The organism is Butyricicoccus porcorum, from assembly GCF_051246315.1.
Taxonomy (GTDB): domain Bacteria; phylum Bacillota; class Clostridia; order Oscillospirales; family Butyricicoccaceae; genus Butyricicoccus_A; species Butyricicoccus_A porcorum.
Genome location: NZ_CP178353.1, coordinates 990,719 through 1,009,576 on the forward strand (window position 1 = coordinate 990,719; position 18,858 = coordinate 1,009,576).

The following is an 18,858-nucleotide window of genomic DNA, read 5'->3' on the forward strand; positions in this document are numbered from 1 at the left end:
TGCAACAGCAGAGACAGGACAAACCGTATAGCGCGCTTATGCGCCGGGCTGCTGTAAGATATACCGTTCAATTGCCCGGCTGACGCCGTGGTTGTCGTTGGTCTCCGTTGTACTGTCTGCAATTGCGCGGATGTGTGCCGGTGCGTTTGCCATGGCGACGCCCAGCCCGGCGGCGTGTAGCATGGTGCGGTCATTGTCACTGTCACCGCACGCCATAATCTGTCCGGCGGTCAGGCCGAGATGCTTTGCCAGATGCAGCAGCGCGGTGCCCTTGTCCGTGCCTTTGGCGTTGATTTCGATATTTTTCAGGCCGCAGAATACAGATGCCTCCGCTTCAAAGATATCAGCCTGCTGTATGTCAGCCAGCCATGCATCGAGATCGCGCGCATCGCCGTATACAATCGCCTTGAAGATGGTCTCGCCGGACAGGGCGCGCCACTGCTCTGGGGTGTCTACATAGCAAAAATGGTTCAGGTCAACGGCGACACTGCCGCGGATGCGGGCAATTTCGTCAAAAAATGCCTTGCATTTTGCACCATACCAGACCGTGTGTTCGCCGTAAAAGCTCGGCTCTACACCGTGCGTTTCACATAGTGTCAGCAGGATATCAATGTGCTGCGGTGTCATGGTATGGCGATAGATGGTTTCACCGGCCGCAGAGGTAATGCGCGCGCCATTTTCTGTGATAATCCAGTCGACGCCGCCTGCCGCCTTCGCATGTGCGGCGGAGTCGAGCGGAGAGCGTCCGGTGCACAGGGCGGCGGCAACGCCGGCCTGTCGTGCCTGCTGGAGCGCAGTGCGTTCGGGTTCGTGTACCTGACTGTCTGTGCCGAGCAGTGTGCCGTCCAGATCCAGCCCGATGAGCTTGATGGGAGAAGAGATCATGTTTCACTGTCACCTTTTTTTATGAAATCATGGGTGGATGTTCCGGCTTCATTATAGCATGGGGCTTTCCAACGTGTAAAGCAGAGAAATCGGGCGAAAACCGACGGTCTTTTGTGAAATCTGGTAGAAATTTGCCGGTTTATGCGGTATACTGGGAGAGAAGCGATACGCTGTGACAGGAGGGGAATATCCGTATGAAGAAACGATATCTGCTGCTGATCCCGGTGGCGGCCTGTGTGATTGCCTGTGCCGCCGCGGTGGGATACGTCCAGTTCCACCCGGAACAGGCGCCGGCAGGCACACCGTCCGTGCTGGTCAGGACGGAACAGCAGGAATCTGCGGCGCAGCAGGAGCAGCCGGAACAGCAGGAAGAACAGGCGGAGCTGACTGCTGACCAGAAACGTGCGCAGGAAATTCTGAGCGACATGACACTCGGTCAGAAGCTGTATCAGATGATGTTTGTGCGCCCGGAATCGCTGACAGGCGTCGGCAAGGCGGTGCGCGCGGGCGATGCGACACGCAAGGCGATGGAAACCATGCCGGTCGGCGGCATCATCTATTTTTCACAGAATTTCCGCAGCAAAAGTCAGACCACGACCATGCTCGCCAACACGCAGGAATATGCCCGAACAGTCGGTGCGAATATCCCGTTGTTTATGGGAGTCGATGAAGAGGGCGGCACGGTAGCGCGGGTTGCTGATGTGCTCGGTACGACAAAGTTTGACGATATGGCGGACTATGGCGCGCGGGGCGATGCACAGGAAGCCTATGACATCGGCAAAACGCTCGCCACGGATATCAGCGGCTTCGGCTTCAATGTAGATTTTGCGCCGGTCGCTGATGTGCTGAGCAATGAAAACAATACGGAAATCGGTGCGCGTTCGTTCGGCAGCGATCCGAGCACGGTTTCTATCATGGTGGAGAATGAGGTCATGGGCTTGCAGGAAAGCGGCGTCATGGCGGCACTCAAGCATTTTCCGGGTCACGGCAGCACCGAGACCAACTCGCATGAAGGCACTTCTGAGACCGACCGCACGCTGGACGAACTGAAGGAATGCGACCTCAAGCCGTTTGAGGCGGGCATCGATCAGGACGCGGCATTTGTACTGGTGTCGCATATGACCGCGACCGAGCTGGACAGCGTGCCGTGCTCGCTGTCCTCAAAGGTCATCACGGACCTGCTGCGCGATGAGATGGGCTATGACGGCATTGTTATCACTGACGGCATGGACATGGGCGCAATCACGGAGCATTACAGCAACGGAGATGCCGCAGTGAAGGCGGTGCAGGCGGGCGTGGACATGCTGCTCTGTCCGCCGAGCATCGATGACGCCTATGAGGCGCTGTCGCAGGCGGTCGCGGACGGTGAGCTCACGGAGGCGCGCATCGATGAGAGCGTAATGCGCATTCTGACGGCAAAGCTCAAATACGGCCTGATGAACTGACAAAGCAAATCCCAGCATTTGGATTTCCAAATGCTGGACTTTTGTACACAAATGGACTCAGTCCGCGATGATTTCTGCCTTGCGCTCGAGCAGCTCGTTGCCGAGCAGCTGCGCCTGTACGTTTTCAAAGCCGATGCGCTGAATGGTGTCCGAGAAGCGCTCGCCCTTGATGCCCTGGTCGCGGAACAACAGGATTGCCTTCTCCACGATATCCAGAACTTCCTCCTTCGAGGTGAAGATCTTCTTCAGCGGGATGCCGTGTGCGCTCTTCTTGCCCCAGCGTCCGCCGATGTATACGCGGTAGCCGTAGACGGAGTTATCACGTGCATGGAACGGGCACTTGCCGACACAGCGTCCGCAGCGGGTACAGACCTCTGGATCGACCGACAGCTTGCCGTCGACGACATGTGCCGCGTCGACCGGACAGGCCTTTTCGACTTGGCATTTGCCACAGCCGCGGCACTTATCCGCGTCAAAGCCCGGCACGCGCTGACCGACAATGCCGAGGTCGTTCAGGTTCGGCTTGACGCAGTTGTTCGGGCAGCCGCCGACTGCAATCTTAAACTTGTGCGGCAGCGTTACATCGCTGTAGCCCTTGAAAAAGCGCTCGTGGATCTCATCGGCAATGCCATAGGAATCCAGCAGGCCGTACTGGCAGGTGGTACCCTTGCAGGAGACAACCGGACGAACCTTTGCGCCCGTGCCGCCGGTTTCCAGCCCGGCTTCTGCCAGAAATGCGCGGATGGCGTCGATGTTTTCATACGGAACGCCCTGGATTTCCAGCGTCAGGCGGGTGGTCATGGAGACCTCGCCGCTGCCGAATTTAGCGGCAGCCTCAGTGATGCGTGCAAGCTCATCTGCTGTCACCTTGCCGTTGCGGGTGATGACGCGGCAGTTGAACAGGTCCGTCCCCTTGCGGTGCAGGAAGCCGAGCGCCTTGACGCGCTTTACTTCGTCCATCGGAATGGATGCGGGACCCAGAGGAGTCGGGGTGATGTTCATTTTTTCATAACCTTCTTTCTCAGTCGTACAGAAAATATAGGCGACTGGCAGCCGCCGCGTGCGGAGTCTTTTGCTGTATGTATTGTAGCACAGGTATCATCGATTAGCAATTATAACTGAATAAGATGAAATATTTTCGTGTATTACTCACAAAATAAATGGGGTAAATTTTATGATTTCGTAGTATAGTATCGGATAAAATGTATATATTGCGTGCGGGTTTGCATATATTTGGAAGGCATCGCGCAAAATATCTCCGATTGCGCGCAATTTGCATAAAAAAACTCGGGTGTATTTGTGTATATTGGTAGAAATATACATCTGGGCACGGGAATTTCTTGACAACTCTGTAAAAAGCGGATAAGATTTATATGGAATAGATAAAATACAAGAGAATAGAGTGGCTTGTTACTGTTCGATCAGGCAAAACCAAATAACACAGGGAATGTATCAAATCCGGCTGTGCTTATTTGGTGTTTTTATTTTTAGGGAACATTTGCCCGGTCGGACGCAGGCAGGCGACAACCGGGGACACCCCATCCCGGTTCCCCGTTCAGGTGGCTCAGGGGGCAGAACGGGAAATAAAGGAGTTACAGGTTATGCAGTCGTTTGTTTACACCATTAAGGACGAAATCGGAATCCATGCCCGCCCGGCAGGTATGCTGGCGAAGGAAGCAAAGAAGTTTTCGAGCAAAATTGAGGTCGAGAAGGACGGAAAGTCCGCCGATGTCCGCCGTATGATGGGCGTGATGGGTCTCGGCGTCAAGTGTGGCGAGGCAATTACCGTAAAGGCAGAAGGCGAAGACGAGGCGCAGGCCATTGAGGCGATGAAGGCCTTCTTCGCAGAGCATTTATAAACAACAGGAGGAGAGCGTGCGGGGAGGCAGGAGATCCCGCCGCCCGAAAGACAGGCGTGCCGGCAGGGGTGCAGGGCGCGCTTGCAGGATGTGTAAGGGAGGAAAACACTTATGTACACCATTCAGGGAAAAGGCGTGTCCAAGGGCGTTGCTGACGGCCCCATCTATTTCTACCGTCGCGGCGGCGGAGAAGTCGTAAAGACCGCAGTTTCCGATGTGGAAGCGGAAAAGAAGCGCTTTGGGGACGCGCGCCAGACCGCGATGCAGCAGCTCGCCGAACTGTATGACAAGGCAGTTGCTGAGGTCGGCGAGGAAGGCGCTGCGCTGTTCGAGGCGCATCAGATGATGCTGGATGATCTGGATTACATCGACGGCATCAATGATATGATTGAAGGCGAGAGCATCAACGCGGAATATGCCGTTTCGCAGATTGCCGAGCAGTTCGCAGAAATGTTCGCATCCATGGACGATGCCTATATGCAGGCGCGTGCGGCGGACGTCAAGGACATTTCCACCCGCGTGATCGGTATCCTGAGCGGTGTTGTCGCAGGCGGTATTGATTCCGATGTGCCGGTTATCCTGGCGTCCGACGATCTTGCACCGTCTGAGACTGTACAGCTGGACAAGTCCAAGATTTTGGGCTTTGTCACCTCCGGCGGCTCGGGCAACAGCCATACCGCCATTCTCGCACGCACCATGGGCATTCCGGCCATCATCGGCGTCGGCGATGCGCTGACGGAAGGTCTGGAGGGCAAGAGCGCCATTATCGACGGCTCGACCGGCGAGGTCGCGATTGACCCGGATCAGATCACCAGCCAGCGCCTGCTCAAGAAGCAGGCCGAGGAGCGCGCGCTCAAGGCGCTGCTTGACCAGCTCAAGGGCAAGGAAAATGTCACGCTCGACGGCCGCAAGGTCATGGTATACTGCAACATCGGTTCCCCGGATGATGTTGACCCGGTTCTGGCGAACGACGGCGGCGGCATCGGCCTGTTCCGCTCTGAGTTCCTGTACCTCCAGAATGACGATTATCCGACCGAGGAGCAGCAGTTCCAGGCATATAAAACGGTTGCGGAGCGCATGGGCGGCAAGCGCGTCATCATCCGCACGCTGGACATCGGCGCGGACAAGCAGGCAGACTATTTCCAGCTGGACAAGGAAGAAAATCCGGCAATGGGTCTGCGTGCCATCCGTATCTGCCTGACGCGCCCGGAGGTCTTCAAGACCCAGCTGCGTGCCCTGTACCGTGCATCCGCCTATGGCAAGATTGCAATCATGTTCCCGATGATTACATCCGTCTGGGAGGTTCAGGAAATCAAGCGCATCTGTGACGGCGTCAAGGCTGAACTGCGCGCGGAGGAAATCCCGTTCAATGAAAACGTCGAGCTGGGTATCATGATCGAGACCCCGTCCGCCGTTATGATGTCCGACCGTCTGGCGAAGGAAGTCGATTTCTTCTCCGTCGGCACGAACGACCTGACCCAGTATACACTGGCGGTCGACCGTCAGGGCAACAATCTCGACAAGTTCTTCGATTCCCACCATCCGGCGGTACTCCGCATGCTCAAAATGGCGGCGGACAACGCGCACAAGGCGGGGATCTGGATCGGTATCTGCGGCGAGCTCGGCGCAGATGTCAGCCTGACGGAGACCTTCCTGGCAATTGGCATCGACGAGCTGAGTGTTTCTCCGGCATCTGTTCTGCCGCTGCGCTCGGCCATCCGTTCGATTGACACGACCAAGAACAGCCAGAAGATTCTCGACGATCTGCTGTCTGACTGAATCTGAACCCAATTTTGCAGGGGCTTCCGCGTTGCAGCGGAGGCCTCTGTTTGCAGTTGTGTCTTTTCGCAAGATTATTGATTGATAATGATTGGGAAATGCGGTATAATAATGACAAAAAAATGAGCAAAATGTGGTATACATTTTGCGAAAGGAGATAGATATGAAAATTGCAGCGGTGACACGTGACGGCAAGATTGCCCATACGATTGCGGAGAGCACGGAAATTTTGATTGTGACAGAGGAAAACGGCATTCCGACAGCCAAGGAACTGGTACAGATTGGCGACGATGAGATCACCAGCGTTCTGTTCAAGCTGGCGATGCAGAATATTGATATCCTGCTGGCAGGCGAAATCGGCACGGCGCTGCAAAGCACGCTGCGCATGCTGGGCGTGGAGATGCTGCCCGGCTGTGAGGGCGATGCCGTGGAGAATATTGCAGCGTACATGACCCATGAGGAAATCGGAGATCCGTCCAAAATCATCGTCCCGGAAGAGGATGAGGACGACCCGCTGGGCTGCCTGCACGACTGTGCCAAGTGCATGGCGGGCTGCCATGACCGCCCGGTGCAGCGCACGGAAGCATAAAATCAAAGCAAACGACAGCCCTCTCTGTCTGGACAGGGAGGGCTGCTTTTCGGAATTCAGACAGGAAAGGGAGTGGAAAGCGATGGCAGTATGCGGGAGGTTTGCCCCTACGCCGAGCGGGCGCATCCATCTGGGCAATATCCTGTGTGCCATGCTGTCGTGGCTGTCCGTGCGCGCGAAGGGCGGACGCTATCTGCTGCGCATCGAAGACCTCGATGCCATGCGCTGTCCACGGTCACTGGCAGATCAGATTGAGGACGATTTGCAGTGGTTCGGTATTGATTGGGATGACGGCGGCAGTGCGGGCGGGGAATCGTGGTATCAGAGCACCCGATCCCCGATTTATGACCGCTATTTTGAAAAGCTGGAGCAGCAGGGGCTGCTGTACCCATGCTTTTGCAGCCGGGCGGAACTGCATGCTGCACAGGCACCGCACCGCTCGGACGGAACCTATGTCTATGCGGGCACCTGCCGCGGGCTGACACCGGAGCAGATTGCGGAAAAACGCAAACATCGTCCGCCTGCCATGCGGATGCGTGTGCCCGATCGGACGGTTTCGTTTTCCGACGGCTGTCAGGGTGTGTATACCGAGAACCTCGCACGCGACTGCGGGGATTTTATCATCCGGCGGTCGGACGGCGTGTATGGCTACCAGCTCGCCGTCGTCGTCGATGACGCGGAGATGGGCGTCACGGAGGTCGTGCGCGGGCGCGACCTGCTGGAATCCACCCCGCGTCAGCTGTATTTATATGAAAGACTGGGGCTGCCTGCTCCGGAATTTTATCACATCCCGCTGCTGACCGCACCGGACGGCAGACGGCTGTCCAAGCGCGACGGCGATCTCGATCTGGGCGTGCTGCGCGCGAGATTTGGCAGACCGGAGCCGATTGTCGGCATGCTGGCAGCGGCTGTCGGGCTGCGTCCGACGGCGGAGCCGGTGGCACTGGCGGAGCTGGCGGCGGATTTTTCATGGGATAAGGTCTCCCGGATGGATGTCGCACTTCCATCGGAGATTTTACAAAGATAGCAATACCATCAGGAAACAGGGAGGAACTGGACATGAAGCATCAGGGACTGGCACATATTGCCGTGCTGACAGAAGACATGGAGAAGACGATTGCATTTTACGAGCTGCTGGGCGGCACGTGCACGGAGCGCGCGTCGGTACAGAAGCCGACCGGAGTCAACCAGCTGGCGATGATCGACATGGGCGGCTTCTGGATGGAGGCCATCCAACCGGGCGACGGCACGCCGGTGACTGCGCAGGGCGGTGTCCTGCCGCACATTGCGATTGAAGTGACCGATCTGCCTGCGGTTGCAGCAGAGCTGAAGGCACAGGGCATTGATACGTTCCTGACACCGGAGCCGGTTGTGCTGCCGGAGCTGTTCGGCGGTCTGCGCAACTGGTTCTTTACCGGACCGAGCGGTGAACAGATCGAATTGATCGAACATTTTTCATAAAAAACCCAAAGCGGCGGTTGTCTGACCAGATAGCCGCCGCTTTTCTTGTGATTTTTTTGTGAATTTGACCAAATATTTTGCAGTTCTGCACAATCAATGATATAATAAAGCGAATAACACAGAGGGCTGCCCCCAAACTGGCCCTCTGAAAAGTGAGGAGAACCAATGACAGGAAGAGAAAGAAACAGGAAAATTGCGGTGCTGTGTGGCGCTGTCGTGGTTGTCGCGGTCATCGCAGTCGCAATGTTCATCGGTATGAGCAAGAGCGGCGCTACGGATAAAATGACATCGGCTGAGATGGCATGCGGTGAGGATCATGTACTGGTTGTCGATGATGCAGGCGATGTCTATGCATGGGGTCACAACCTCAAGGGCGAACTGGGTGATGTGACCTGTGACAACAAGTCCGAGCCGGTAAAGATTGAAGTGCCGGGCAAGGTGATTCAGGTTGCGGCGGGCAATGAGCTGTCATTTGCGCTGTGCAAAAACGGCGACCTGTACGCATGGGGCAACAACGAGAGTTACCAGATGGGTGACGGCATGAACATCAGCCGCATGGAACCGGAAAAGATCATGGAGGATGTCAAGGCGATTGCCGCAGGCAGCAACCATGCGCTGGCAATCAAGGAGGACAACGCCCTGTATGTCTGGGGCAGAAACAAGGACGGTGCACTCGGCATTGCCGAGAGCGATTGTGACCAAAAAGACGAAAACGGCTATGCCTGCCAGTCTACGGCGGTTAAGCTGATGGACGATGTCACGGAACTTTCCGCCGGACTGGATTATTCCATGGCTGTCACCTCCGATGGCACACTGTATGCATGGGGCAGCAATATCGAAGGTCAGCTTGGACTGGCGAAGACGGACAGCACCAATGCCGACGGTCAGCCGTATCAGTCCGTACCGGCAAAGGTCATGGACGATGTGAGCAAGGTCGCGTGCGGCGTGCGCTATCAGGCGCTTGCACTGACGACAAACGGCGATCTGTACTGCTGGGGTAAAAATACAGTCGGCTCGGTCGGCACGCGTCAAGTCGACGACACAGAAAATAATATCCAAACGCAGCCGCTGAAAATCATGAGCGATGTCAAGGAAATTTCGGCGGGCAGCGCGCACAGCCTTGCGCTCAAGAACGACGGCACACTGTACACCTGGGGTGTCAACAACTATGGACAGATCGGCATCAAGAAGGGTGAATTCCAGTATGCCATCGGCGAGGAAATGATTTACTGCCAGGCAACACCGGTGGAGCTTGCAAAGAATGTCGAAGCGATTGCGGCGGGCGGATTTATGAGTCTGTACCGCTCTGCGGATGGCGTCCTGCGCAGCGTCGGCTGTAATCTGTACGGACAGCTGGGCATTGGGTCGGAGGAAAGCTCGATTTCCACCGCACATGCCGTTTATCTCAAGTAAAGACAGAACCAATCGAACCGATCCGCAGGCCTCCGGCACGCAGCAGCGTGCCGGAGGCTTTTTTCATAATCTGCTCAGAACGTACTCAGGATAAAAACGCGCATATAAACATATAAAAACTGCTCAAAAAAAGCATGAAACCGAAGGAAACAGGCTGCCCGGAACTGTTCCGAAACAGAATCGCAAGAAAGTGAAAGAATGAAACGCCGCAGCGGAAAATTGCCGGAAAAAACGCCGATTCTTTCGCAACAAATTTATATTCAAAATCGGATTTTCGCACTATAATAAAGCCACAAACAAAGAGAGAACAAAAAAAGAGTTCTCAAACCGCGATAGCGAACCGATGCGAAAAGAGGGATTCTGATGACTGCTGTTATGACACTGCTTCTTATGATTTTACCGTGTGTCGGCATGATTCCGGCACATATGTCCGCCCGTTTTCCGAGTTGTGAGGAAGAATTCGATTATCTGGTATTTTGATAGAAAGAGGGAAAAGAAAATGACCGTTCTGATGACTGCACTGCTGATTGTTCTGCCGCTTGTCGGCATGGTTGAAGAACACAACAGCCTGGTACCTGCGATTCCGGCAGAGTCCACCAGCTATGATTACCGCTAACACCACCTTTTCTGAATATACACATAGTTTCTCCGTGAAAACCGCAGGCTGAAGGGAACCTGCGGTTTTTGCGTTTTCCGGACAGAAAAAAGAGGGGACAGGCGTATGCCTGTCCCCTCGGGAGGTCAGTTTTCAGATGTGAGTGAAACTCAGCCGAAGTAACGCTTCAGCAGGCCCTCGAAAGCCTTGCCATGGCGAGCCTCGTCGCGTGCCATCTCATGAACGGTGTCATGGATTGCGTCGAGGTTAGCAGCCTTAGCGCGCTTTGCCAGATCGAACTTGCCAGCGGTTGCGCCGTTCTCAGCGTCAACACGCATCTCGAGGTTCTTCTTGGTGGAGTCGGTTACGACTTCGCCCAGCAGCTCTGCGAACTTTGCAGCGTGCTCTGCCTCTTCGTAAGCAGCCTTCTCCCAGTACAGGCCGATTTCCGGATAGCCTTCTCTATGAGCAACGCGAGCCATAGCCAGGTACATGCCGACTTCAGAGCACTCGCCCTCGAAGTTTGCGCGCAGGTCAGCGAGAATGTCTTCGCTTACGCCCTGTGCAACGCCGACAACATGCTCAGCTGCCCAGGTCTTCTCGCCGGACTGCTCGGTGAACTTCTCAGCCGGAGCATGGCAGATCGGGCATTCAGCCGGAGCTGCGTCGCCTTCGTGAACATAACCACATACAGAACATACAAACTTTGCCATAATTGTGTTCCTCCTGAATTCTTATTGTTTTGATGAATGTTGAGTCTCGGGAATAAACTGTTCCAGGGACAGCTCGTACAACTTTGTGCGGATATCCTGGTTGATTGTACCGAATATCCGGTGAAAGGTGCACTCCTTCTTCTGAGCCACGCGGCTGCAGTCGAATTCCGTGCTGAGACAATGGTTGATTTCGATGGGGCCGTCGATTTCCTCGATGATTTCACCCAGGGAAATCTGTCCGGCGGGACGCGCGAGCTCATATCCGCCGCTGACGCCTTTATAGGATGCGGTCAGCCCGGCCTGTGTCAGCCGGCGCAGGATTTTCAGCGCGAACCGGATGGGGACACCGCTCTCGTCTGATATTTGTTTGGCGCTGGTTTTGCAGCCATGTTCAGCGAGACAATACATGATGCGGATTGCATAATCCGCTTCGTGCGTGATACGCATGGTGAACCTCCGAACCTTTCCTTTGTCTATGGATATAGTATACAATTGCGCTCCGCGAATGTCAAGTGATAATCATTACTATTTTTGAATTTTTTGCGCGGAAAAAACCTTGAAAAAATGCAAAAAAACAGTTGACATTTTGAACATGTTCAATTATAATATAATTCGTCGCTGAGAGATGCGACAGCAAAATCGAATGTAAATTCGGTTTTTCCCCTCGATTTGCTCATACAACTCAACATGCGACTGTGGCGGAATAGGCAGACGCGCACGTTTGAGGGGCGTGTGGGCAACCGTACCGGTTCAAGTCCGGTCAGTCGCACCAATATGCAGATGTGGCGGAATGGCAGACGCGCTAGTTTCAGGTACTAGTGTTCGCAAGGACATGGGGGTTCAAGTCCCCCCATCTGCACCACATCGGAGCGAGGCAAGCGCTTTGCTCCGATATTCTTTTCTTTTTATGTTATGCGGATCAGGCGATATGCCCCGCCCGGCTGTCTCCACCGTGTAAAATAGGGGACACCAATCAAATATAGCATGCAGATGTGGCGGAATGGCAGACGCGCTAGTTTCAGGTACTAGTGTTCGCAAGGACATGGGGGTTCAAGTCCCCCCATCTGCACCATGAAAAAAGAACTTCGATCAACGGTCGAAGTTCTTTTTTTTTGTTTCCAGGGCGTATCTGAAAAGTCGAACATTTTGACTATTTCTGCAAATACGGGTCGCTTCATCATGAACAACACTTGAAATCCGGAAGGATTCCCGCATGCTGTTGCCTCGAATCGATCTCGTCTTTGCGAAATATTCGTCATTTTCTAGGTTTTCAGATAGCGTCTAACCCTGTTTTTTCGTCCGGATACACACGCCGATTGCCAGCAAGACCGCCGCAGCGAGTACAACTGGAAACAGCACCAGCTGGTACAAATGCAGCGCATCTGCAAACGAACGGTTTGTCCCGGCGGCCATTGTACAGACAACTCCGGTCAGTATTGCCGCGCCCCATACGATCTGCTGCCCGGAGCCGTGCCGTGCGACTGCCTGCACGCTGCCCGAGAGGAAGTCGAGCAGCAGCGCCGCACGCGCAACCGTGCAGACAATCAGGCTGCCGGAAATCAGAACCTCACCGCGTTGAAAGGACTTTCCAAATTCCAGCACGCTTGCCGCCGTATAGGACGGATAAAATACCGCCTGTGCACCTGCTTCGCCGAGCAGGCAGATATTGCGCACATACAGCAGGCAGAGCAGCACGCCTGCCAGCACACAGGCGCGCAGCAGCCCGGTGCGCGTCTGGCTTCCTGTCCCGCCAAGCGCCGCTGCCGCATAAAATACCTCGCCAAACGGCACAGACAGCAATAGATACGCGCGCGGCAGTACGGTTTGCCAGCCGCCGGACAGCATTGGCCAGAGCTGGTTCCAGTCGAGCTGGCGCACGCTGAGCAGCAGCGACACCGCAAGTGCAATCACAACCACCCAGACGACCGGTTCCGTCCACAGCACCAGCCGTTCGATCCCGCTCTGTGCCGCCGCTGCCGCGCACAAAAGCACTGCCACCGTCAGCAGCCAGACCGGCCACTGCCCGCCGGATACCGTGCGCAGGAAAATCACACCACCCAGCACGGACATACACAGCGACCAGAATGCCAGTGCGGTGAGCACGGTCAGATACAGCCCGCCAAAGACAGAGCCAAACGCCGCTGCAGGCAGATCAAACCACTGCGCCTGCGGCATGCGCTCCGACGGCAGGCAGCACAGCGCCGCAAGCGGCAGGCTGCATGCACAGGCGAGCGCGAGTGCAATCCAGCCGTTGCGCCCGTTTTCCGCCGTCATGGTCAGCGACCAGCCGCTCAGTACGACCAGCAGCAGGCAGGTTGCCTGCCGCCCGTTGATTCGCTTCATCGGCTCCCTCCTTCCGCGCTCTGCGTGCCGCGCAGCGTCACGCGCACGGTAACCGGTGCGGTGCGCCAGTCGATTTCGGAGGAGCTGTGCTGCTCTGCCCAGGTGCGTCCGAAGCCGAGTGCATCACAGCCGGTCTCCTGCAAAGTCCGGATGACCTGGACGCACTGAACCCGCAGCGCTTCGGCTGCCTGTTCCGCCTGTGTTCTGTCCTCACACGAGAGCGACGCTGTGATCGTTACGGTAAACGCCGATGCGTCCGCACGCACCACAGGATCGATACCGGTCAGTGGATAGCGTGTGCTGGTATCGTAGACCGCTGCCCGGTCACCCGTCTGCATCAGCAGACAGAGCACACCGGTCTGTGCCTTGTCCAGCCAGCCGCACAGCACATCGCCGGAAAACAGTGCTGCGCCGTCCAGCACAGCCTGTTCGCCCTCGATGGACACCGCAGGCAGCACCGGGTCAATGCCATCGGATTCCACGCGGTCGAGCACGCGGTACAGCGGCATGTCCGGCGCTTGTGACTGCTTCACTGCAAGATCAATGCTGTCGCCCAGCGCAAAGCCCGGCGGATCGCCGCTCACGGAGGCGCAGGTGGTGAGCACGGTATCTGCCTGCGCATTTTTTACCGCGCACAGCCGCACGGATGGGCGCACCTCGCTGGATACAGTCAGCGCGCGAATTGTCTCGCGCATGCCGCTCCGCAGAATATCTGTGCCGAGCAGGAGAACGCGCGCATGACTCCAGTACAGCTGGGCATCGCGCCCTGCGCCCGCGTTGTCAATCGCCTGCGCAATGCTGTCTGCCGCCCCGGTTACAGTGATGGACTGCGGAACGGCACTGTCCGGATTGGGAACGGCCAGTTCCGCCGTCAGCAGATATGCACCATTATCCCGTGTGATGGCTCCCGCCGTGACCGGGGACAGATCGCCTGCATCGCGCCAGCTGCATCCACACAGCGACAGGCACAGCAAAATGGCAATTCCTGCGCGCTTCATCGGTTCACCCTGTTCCAGCCCGCCAGAAAGCGGCGGTCGGGCTTCATGGCGAACCACGGAAAACGCAGCAGTACATCGTCATGGCTGCGCGTTTCCGCAGACAAGAGATTTGTCAAATACGGCACGCCGAATGAGGTCAGACGGCACACATGCGCAAGGATGATTCCCAACCCGAGCAGGACACCATATAGTCCGAGCACAGCCGCACAGACCAGCAGGAAAAACCGGTAAATCAGCGTTGCCGTGCGCAGCTTGGGCACGATGAGTGCGGTCACACCGGAAAATGCAATGACAATCACCATCGGCGCGGACACAAAACGCGCTTCAACGGCGGCCTGTCCGAGCACGAGACCGCCGACAATGGACAGCGCCTGCCCGATGGTATCCGGTGTGCGCGTTCCGGCTTCTTTCAAAATTTCAAATACAATCAGCGTTCCAACCGCTTCGGTAAAGGTTGTAAACGGTACGCCCTGCCGCGAGGCGGCAATGGAAAACAGCAGGCGGGTCGGGATCATCTCCTGATGCCAGGTCAGCAGGGAGACATATACCGCAGGCAGTGTCAACGTGAGAACAAAACCCAGCATGCGCAGCCAACGCGTCAGATTGGTGTACAAATAGGAAATATAGTAGTCGTCATTCGCCTGGAAGGTTTCCTGTAAAATATGCGGGATCGTGAGGACAACCGGCGTGCCGTCCACGACGAGCGCAATGCGGCCTTCCAACAGCTTTGCCGCGACGATGTCCGGCCGTTCCGTAAAGCCTGCCGTGGGGAATGGAGAGGTGCGGTTGTCACGGATCATTTCATTGAGATAATTCGCATCGAGCACAGCATCCAGATCAATGTCCTGTACCCGCTGTTTGACGACCTTCAGAATCGTCTGGTCGGCAATTCCATCCAGATAGCATACACAGACAGTCGTATGGGATACCGAACCGACCTGCATAAATTCAAAGCACAGCTGCGGCGTGCGCAAACGGCGTCGGATGAGTGCCAGATTGCCCATAAATGCCTCGGTAAAGCCCTCACGCGGTCCGCGCAGCACTTTTTCATTGTCCGGTTCTTCCGGTCCGCGCTTGGCGAAGCCCTTGGTGTTGACCACTGCCGGGCGGCTGTCGCCATCGACCAAAAGAATGGTATCCCCATAGAGGAATGCCGCAAACAGCTTGTCCATGCCGGGATCAAACGGGCAGTCATCAATGTGAAGCACTTCGTGTATAACGGCATCCATCGGCAGCGGCGTGCCATCCCACAGGCTGATCGGTCGGAGAATGCTCTCATTGATCGATTCACTGTTCACCATGCCGTCAAAAAAGAACAGCGCTGCCCGCAGGGCAGGTGAGCCGCGTCCCTGTACGACGCGGCAGATAAAGGTATTGTCATGCGCAAAAAGCTGCTTCATGCGCGCAACATTTTCGTCTAAATCCGTGGTAAAGGAAAAATCAGAAAGATTCATCATACACTTCCCATCTCTTTTTTTCTCGGCTGCTGCGCCCTGTCCATCCAGCTGCCCGGACTGACCGCTGCGGCCCGCAATCTCAGTCCACAGAGGGAAACGGGCGTCCAAACTGTTTGGTGTCAAAGGGATTTTGGACGCCCCCCCTCCATCTGACAGGGCGGGAGAGATGCAAGGGAGGACCCGCCCAAGGGCCCTCCTTTGCGCCGGTATACTGCGTGTTGTTCGCAATATAACCTGCTTCGGGCGGCAAAGCCCTTATGCCAGCTCCTCTGCCAGCTTTTTGCCAAAGGCCCGGATCGCCGCTTCCGCTTCCTGTATCGTATTGGCGCTCGTGCCGCATTCCAGAATCATACTGCCGGTGGTTGCCTGTTCGTTGAAGCGCTGCTTGCGCAGATTGATCGGGCGCATCAGGGTCGGATATTCCGAAAGAATGCTCTTTTGCAGGTTGACCGCAAAATTCAAATTCTGTTTCCAGTTTGGATGGCTCAGGCCGCCCGCATTTGTGCCCATGACAAACATCAGCTGAGCACAGGTTTCACCGTCAATTTCTGAAACAACTTTGTACTCCGTCCCTGAAGAGGTAATCATAGAATCGCGATGCAGGTCGATGATTACTTTGATTGACGGCGTTTTTTCCAACTGTTTTTCAATAATATCCATCGCCCGGTTATAGGATTGGTTATAGCTCGGAGAATCAATGATGGTACGGCAGTGCACCACACCAATGCCCTTTGCTGTGAGCACCTCTGTCAGCACATCGCCGATATATACGACATTGTGTGCCGGGTCTTCGGAACGTCCGCCTTTCTGGTCGACATATGCTTCACTCGCGTGGGTGTGCAGGATCATCACGGTCGGTTCTTCTGTGGATTTGTTCTTCGTGATTTTTACCGGATCGGCGAGCATGGAGGCAAGGTCATAAGACAGCCCGGAAGCATTTTGGACATATACGCCATCCTGCCCGGGATAGCCGCCGCTTTTGCCCGTGATGGTCAGCTGCTTGATGGGTGCACCGTCTGCGGTTTCTGTGGGTGCATCTGACGTATCTACTGCCTTCTGGACATTGGCAGGCGGCGTGAACCGGCTTTCATACACCAGGGCAGACTGTGCATCTGTGTCACAGCTCATGTCAGAATCAGTCAGATTGTCCGGCAGCTGCTGTGCGGATACAACCTCGGAAATGCTGACCTCGCCGGGGTCATGCGTTGAGACCGATTCCCAGCCGAGCGCGCCGATTTCCGATGACAGCGCCGCCTGTACAAAATCGGCATTGCCTGCCAGCTGGGACAGAGCAGCCGTGAGTGTGTCACTTCCGCCCAGTCGGTCAATTACCAGCAGTCCGCCTGCCATCAGCAGGCAGGGGATACACCACAGCGGAATGCCCCTGCTTTTTCGTTTTTTTGCCCGTTTTTGTGCCATAATTCTTCCGCCGCTTTCCCGAAAAAGTGTTTAAGACATCCTATTCGGCGGTGCGGACAGATATGCGCGCTCAGGACAGGAACAGGTCGATGTCTGTGATGTCCAATGTCGGATGCAGGAATAAATTGATGCCGTAGCCGATGACGCGCGCCGCATCGGCGACCTGCTGGTCGACATCCCGTGTCGTGACCAGTACCGGCGTGTGCAGGTCGTCCAGCGCTTCACAGGACGCCCCTGACTGCTCTGCAATATCAGCTGCAAGTGTCGCACCGTCCACCACGGTCGGCACACCGACCGCCAGTACCGGTACGCCGAGCTCCTGTCTGGTCAAAGCTGCACGCGCATTGCCGACACCGGAACCGGGAACAATCCCGGTATCCGTCATCTGGATGGTACACATCAGGCGGGACAGCCGCCGCGCTGCCAGCGCATCAACCGCAATGACCAGGCCGGGACGGATGCGGTCCATTACACCCATGACAATTTCGCCTGTCTCCACACCGGTTGTGCCGAGCACGCCCGGCGCCAGTACGGCGACCGGCCGGAAAGCACGGAACTGTGCAGGGGAACGCTCGACCAGATGCCGTGTGGCAAGCACGCTTTGACAGCACAGCGGACCGATGGCGTCCGGCGTCACGGCGCGGTTGCCCAAGCCGATGACCAGAACCGGTGTGCGGGGGTCGAGCTGCCGCGTGAGCTGTCCCAGTGAATGTGCCACTGCCCGGCAGGCGCGCGGAAAGGCATCTTCCTCTCGACGCAGCAGTGCGTCAACAGACAGGGTATAATAACTGCCCGGCGGCTTGCCAATGCGTTCATCCTCCCGATGGATTTCCACCTGCGTCAGACGGAAGCCCTCCAGATTTTTCTCCGTTTGTACGGCGTTTTGCGTCGTCTGACCACTGTTTTCCAGCACTTCTATTGCTAAATCTGTTCGGATTGCCATGGTTTCCCTCCTCTTTTATCCAGTATGTTCCGTGGGAGCAGATTCTATGTGCAGAAAAAATCAGACGAAAAACGGAAAATACGCTTGATTTTTATTGCGGGGCATGATAAAATCATAGTCACTGACTAATAGATGGAGTAAGGAGGTGGACACAAATGCCGAATATCAAGTCTGCCAAGAAGCGTGTAAAGGTCACGAAGGTCAAGGATGCACGCAATCAGGCTGCACGTTCTCAGCTGAGAACTATTCTGAAGAAGTTTGACACTGCTGTTGCTGGTGAAGATAAGGCTGCCGCAGAGTCTGCATATAAGACTGCGGTCAAGGCTCTTGACAAAGCTGCCGCTGGTCATCTGATTCATAAGAACAAGGCTGCGAACAAGAAGAGCGCACTGACCCTCAAGCTGAACGCGTCCAAGTAAGTTCTTACTTCAGTTGTGAAAAGAAAACGCATCCGGATGGATGCGTTTTTTGTTTGCATTGTGTCAAGGTGGTGCCGGAAGGTCTAACCCGCGCGTACTTGACAGCGATATGCTTTCGTGCTATTCTGAATACGACAAAAGGGAGACATACCGATAGCGGCTGTCCCCTGCGTAAGTTTTAGATTACCAAAGAAGTAACCGCCTTATGTAGGAGTGAGGCGGTTACTTCTTGTCTTTTAGAATCTGAAGTATCAGACTAATCAGTGAAAGAATAAATGTACCGATTGCAAAGAGATCGGTATAAGTAACATAATTCACCAATATCACCCCCTTCATTAAAAAATAGGGAGTGACATCAAGAAGTGTCCTCCCGAACTTGAGTCAGGGGGACAGCCGCCACCGTTATGGTATGTCTCATGGCTATCATACCAGAACATACAGAAACCGTCAATTCAACGCGCAGGATCATAGCAGAACCCGCGCATACTTGACAGCGATATGCTTTCGTGCTATTCTGAATACAACAAAAAGGGAGACATA

At 55.6% G+C, this 18,858-nt stretch carries 18 protein-coding genes and 3 tRNA genes; 11 read left to right on the forward strand and 10 right to left on the reverse strand.

All coding sequences use genetic code 11. From position 1 onward, the window contains the following. Positions 1 to 36: 36 nt before the first annotated feature. The gene (locus ACLM7Z_RS04805; RefSeq protein WP_435645637.1) at positions 37 to 885 is read right to left on the reverse strand and encodes a Cof-type HAD-IIB family hydrolase; all 849 of its coding nucleotides are present in this window, start codon (positions 883 to 885) and stop codon (positions 37 to 39) included. A 194-nt stretch (positions 886 to 1,079) separates the two neighbouring features. Between ACLM7Z_RS04805 and ACLM7Z_RS04810 the strand changes: the two genes are divergently transcribed. Next, a complete protein-coding gene (locus ACLM7Z_RS04810; protein WP_435645638.1) occupies positions 1,080 to 2,330 on the forward strand; it encodes a glycoside hydrolase family 3 protein in 1,251 nt (416 codons plus the stop codon). Positions 2,331 to 2,387: 57 nt separating this feature from the next. Here the strand turns inward: ACLM7Z_RS04810 and ACLM7Z_RS04815 are convergent, their stop codons facing one another. Beyond that, the gene (locus ACLM7Z_RS04815) at positions 2,388 to 3,332 is read right to left on the reverse strand and encodes a 4Fe-4S dicluster domain-containing protein (RefSeq protein WP_273349238.1); all 945 of its coding nucleotides are present in this window, start codon (positions 3,330 to 3,332) and stop codon (positions 2,388 to 2,390) included. Positions 3,333 to 3,931: 599 nt separating this feature from the next. Between ACLM7Z_RS04815 and ACLM7Z_RS04820 the strand changes: the two genes are divergently transcribed. The 6 genes from ACLM7Z_RS04820 to ACLM7Z_RS04845 all read left to right on the forward strand — a co-directional run bounded on the left by ACLM7Z_RS04820 (position 3,932) and on the right by ACLM7Z_RS04845 (position 9,431). After that, the gene (locus ACLM7Z_RS04820; RefSeq protein WP_087019281.1) at positions 3,932 to 4,189 is read left to right on the forward strand and encodes an HPr family phosphocarrier protein; all 258 of its coding nucleotides are present in this window, start codon (positions 3,932 to 3,934) and stop codon (positions 4,187 to 4,189) included. A 111-nt stretch (positions 4,190 to 4,300) separates the two neighbouring features. Continuing rightward, complete coding sequence (gene ptsP, locus ACLM7Z_RS04825; protein WP_273349242.1) at positions 4,301 to 5,968, forward strand: phosphoenolpyruvate--protein phosphotransferase; 1,668 nt, start codon at positions 4,301 to 4,303, stop codon at positions 5,966 to 5,968. Between the two features lie 163 nt (positions 5,969 to 6,131). Next, entirely contained in the window at positions 6,132 to 6,557 is a 426-nt protein-coding gene (locus tag ACLM7Z_RS04830; RefSeq protein WP_087019276.1) for a NifB/NifX family molybdenum-iron cluster-binding protein, read from the forward strand. Positions 6,558 to 6,639: 82 nt separating this feature from the next. After that, on the forward strand, positions 6,640 to 7,584 hold the full coding sequence (gene gluQRS / locus ACLM7Z_RS04835) for a tRNA glutamyl-Q(34) synthetase GluQRS (protein WP_435645639.1): 945 nt from the start codon (positions 6,640 to 6,642) through the stop codon (positions 7,582 to 7,584). A 32-nt stretch (positions 7,585 to 7,616) separates the two neighbouring features. Continuing rightward, positions 7,617 to 8,018 carry a VOC family protein gene (locus ACLM7Z_RS04840; protein WP_087019270.1) on the forward strand — a complete coding sequence of 134 codons (402 nt, stop codon included), beginning with the start codon at positions 7,617 to 7,619 and terminating at the stop codon, positions 8,016 to 8,018. A gap of 165 nt (positions 8,019 to 8,183) precedes the next feature. Further along, entirely contained in the window at positions 8,184 to 9,431 is a 1,248-nt protein-coding gene (locus ACLM7Z_RS04845) for an RCC1 domain-containing protein (protein WP_087019267.1), read from the forward strand. Between the two features lie 765 nt (positions 9,432 to 10,196). On the opposite strand, the gene ACLM7Z_RS04850 is transcribed toward ACLM7Z_RS04845, so the two are convergent. Both ACLM7Z_RS04850 and ACLM7Z_RS04855 read right to left on the reverse strand, forming a co-directional pair. Then, positions 10,197 to 10,739 (reverse strand): NADH peroxidase, encoded by a 543-nt coding sequence (locus tag ACLM7Z_RS04850; RefSeq protein ID WP_087019262.1) that lies wholly within the window; start codon positions 10,737 to 10,739, stop codon positions 10,197 to 10,199. 21 nt (positions 10,740 to 10,760) lie between these two features. Continuing rightward, positions 10,761 to 11,186 carry an RrF2 family transcriptional regulator gene (locus ACLM7Z_RS04855; protein ID WP_087019259.1) on the reverse strand — a complete coding sequence of 142 codons (426 nt, stop codon included), beginning with the start codon at positions 11,184 to 11,186 and terminating at the stop codon, positions 10,761 to 10,763. Between the two features lie 242 nt (positions 11,187 to 11,428). Between ACLM7Z_RS04855 and ACLM7Z_RS04860 the strand changes: the two genes are divergently transcribed. The 3 genes from ACLM7Z_RS04860 (at position 11,429) to ACLM7Z_RS04870 (ending at position 11,811) form a co-directional block, all read left to right on the forward strand. Then, positions 11,429 to 11,511, forward strand: a tRNA-Leu gene (locus ACLM7Z_RS04860). Positions 11,512 to 11,515: 4 nt separating this feature from the next. After that, positions 11,516 to 11,601, forward strand: a tRNA-Leu gene (locus ACLM7Z_RS04865). Positions 11,602 to 11,725: 124 nt separating this feature from the next. Further along, a tRNA-Leu gene (locus tag ACLM7Z_RS04870) sits at positions 11,726 to 11,811 on the forward strand. Positions 11,812 to 12,020: 209 nt separating this feature from the next. On the opposite strand, the gene ACLM7Z_RS04875 is transcribed toward ACLM7Z_RS04870, so the two are convergent. The 5 genes from ACLM7Z_RS04875 to gpr all read right to left on the reverse strand — a co-directional run bounded on the left by ACLM7Z_RS04875 (position 12,021) and on the right by gpr (position 17,899). Next, complete coding sequence (locus tag ACLM7Z_RS04875; RefSeq protein ID WP_273349250.1) at positions 12,021 to 13,082, reverse strand: GerAB/ArcD/ProY family transporter; 1,062 nt, start codon at positions 13,080 to 13,082, stop codon at positions 12,021 to 12,023. Next, on the reverse strand, positions 13,079 to 14,080 hold the full coding sequence (locus tag ACLM7Z_RS04880; protein WP_273349252.1) for a Ger(x)C family spore germination C-terminal domain-containing protein: 1,002 nt from the start codon (positions 14,078 to 14,080) through the stop codon (positions 13,079 to 13,081). Before ACLM7Z_RS04880 ends, ACLM7Z_RS04875 begins: the two co-directional genes overlap by 4 nt. Further along, positions 14,077 to 15,537: a spore germination protein gene (locus tag ACLM7Z_RS04885; protein ID WP_273349254.1), complete on the reverse strand. Its 1,461-nt coding sequence runs from the start codon at positions 15,535 to 15,537 to the stop codon at positions 14,077 to 14,079. The genes ACLM7Z_RS04880 and ACLM7Z_RS04885 overlap by 4 nt, the downstream gene beginning before the upstream one ends. Before the next feature lie 255 nt (positions 15,538 to 15,792). Continuing rightward, positions 15,793 to 16,956, reverse strand: coding sequence for a stage II sporulation protein P (spoIIP, locus tag ACLM7Z_RS04890; protein WP_087019246.1), 1,164 nt, complete (start codon positions 16,954 to 16,956; stop codon positions 15,793 to 15,795). Positions 16,957 to 17,026: 70 nt separating this feature from the next. Beyond that, positions 17,027 to 17,899, reverse strand: a complete 873-nt coding sequence (gene gpr, locus ACLM7Z_RS04895; protein ID WP_273349256.1) for a GPR endopeptidase — start codon at positions 17,897 to 17,899, stop codon at positions 17,027 to 17,029. A gap of 155 nt (positions 17,900 to 18,054) precedes the next feature. On the opposite strand from gpr, the gene rpsT reads away from it, so the two are divergent. Beyond that, on the forward strand, positions 18,055 to 18,318 hold the full coding sequence (rpsT, locus tag ACLM7Z_RS04900) for a 30S ribosomal protein S20 (protein WP_087019240.1): 264 nt from the start codon (positions 18,055 to 18,057) through the stop codon (positions 18,316 to 18,318). A gap of 222 nt (positions 18,319 to 18,540) precedes the next feature. On the opposite strand, the gene ACLM7Z_RS04905 is transcribed toward rpsT, so the two are convergent. Then, positions 18,541 to 18,654 carry a hypothetical protein gene (locus ACLM7Z_RS04905; protein ID WP_407922957.1) on the reverse strand — a complete coding sequence of 38 codons (114 nt, stop codon included), beginning with the start codon at positions 18,652 to 18,654 and terminating at the stop codon, positions 18,541 to 18,543. Between the last annotated feature and the right edge of the window lie 204 nt (positions 18,655 to 18,858).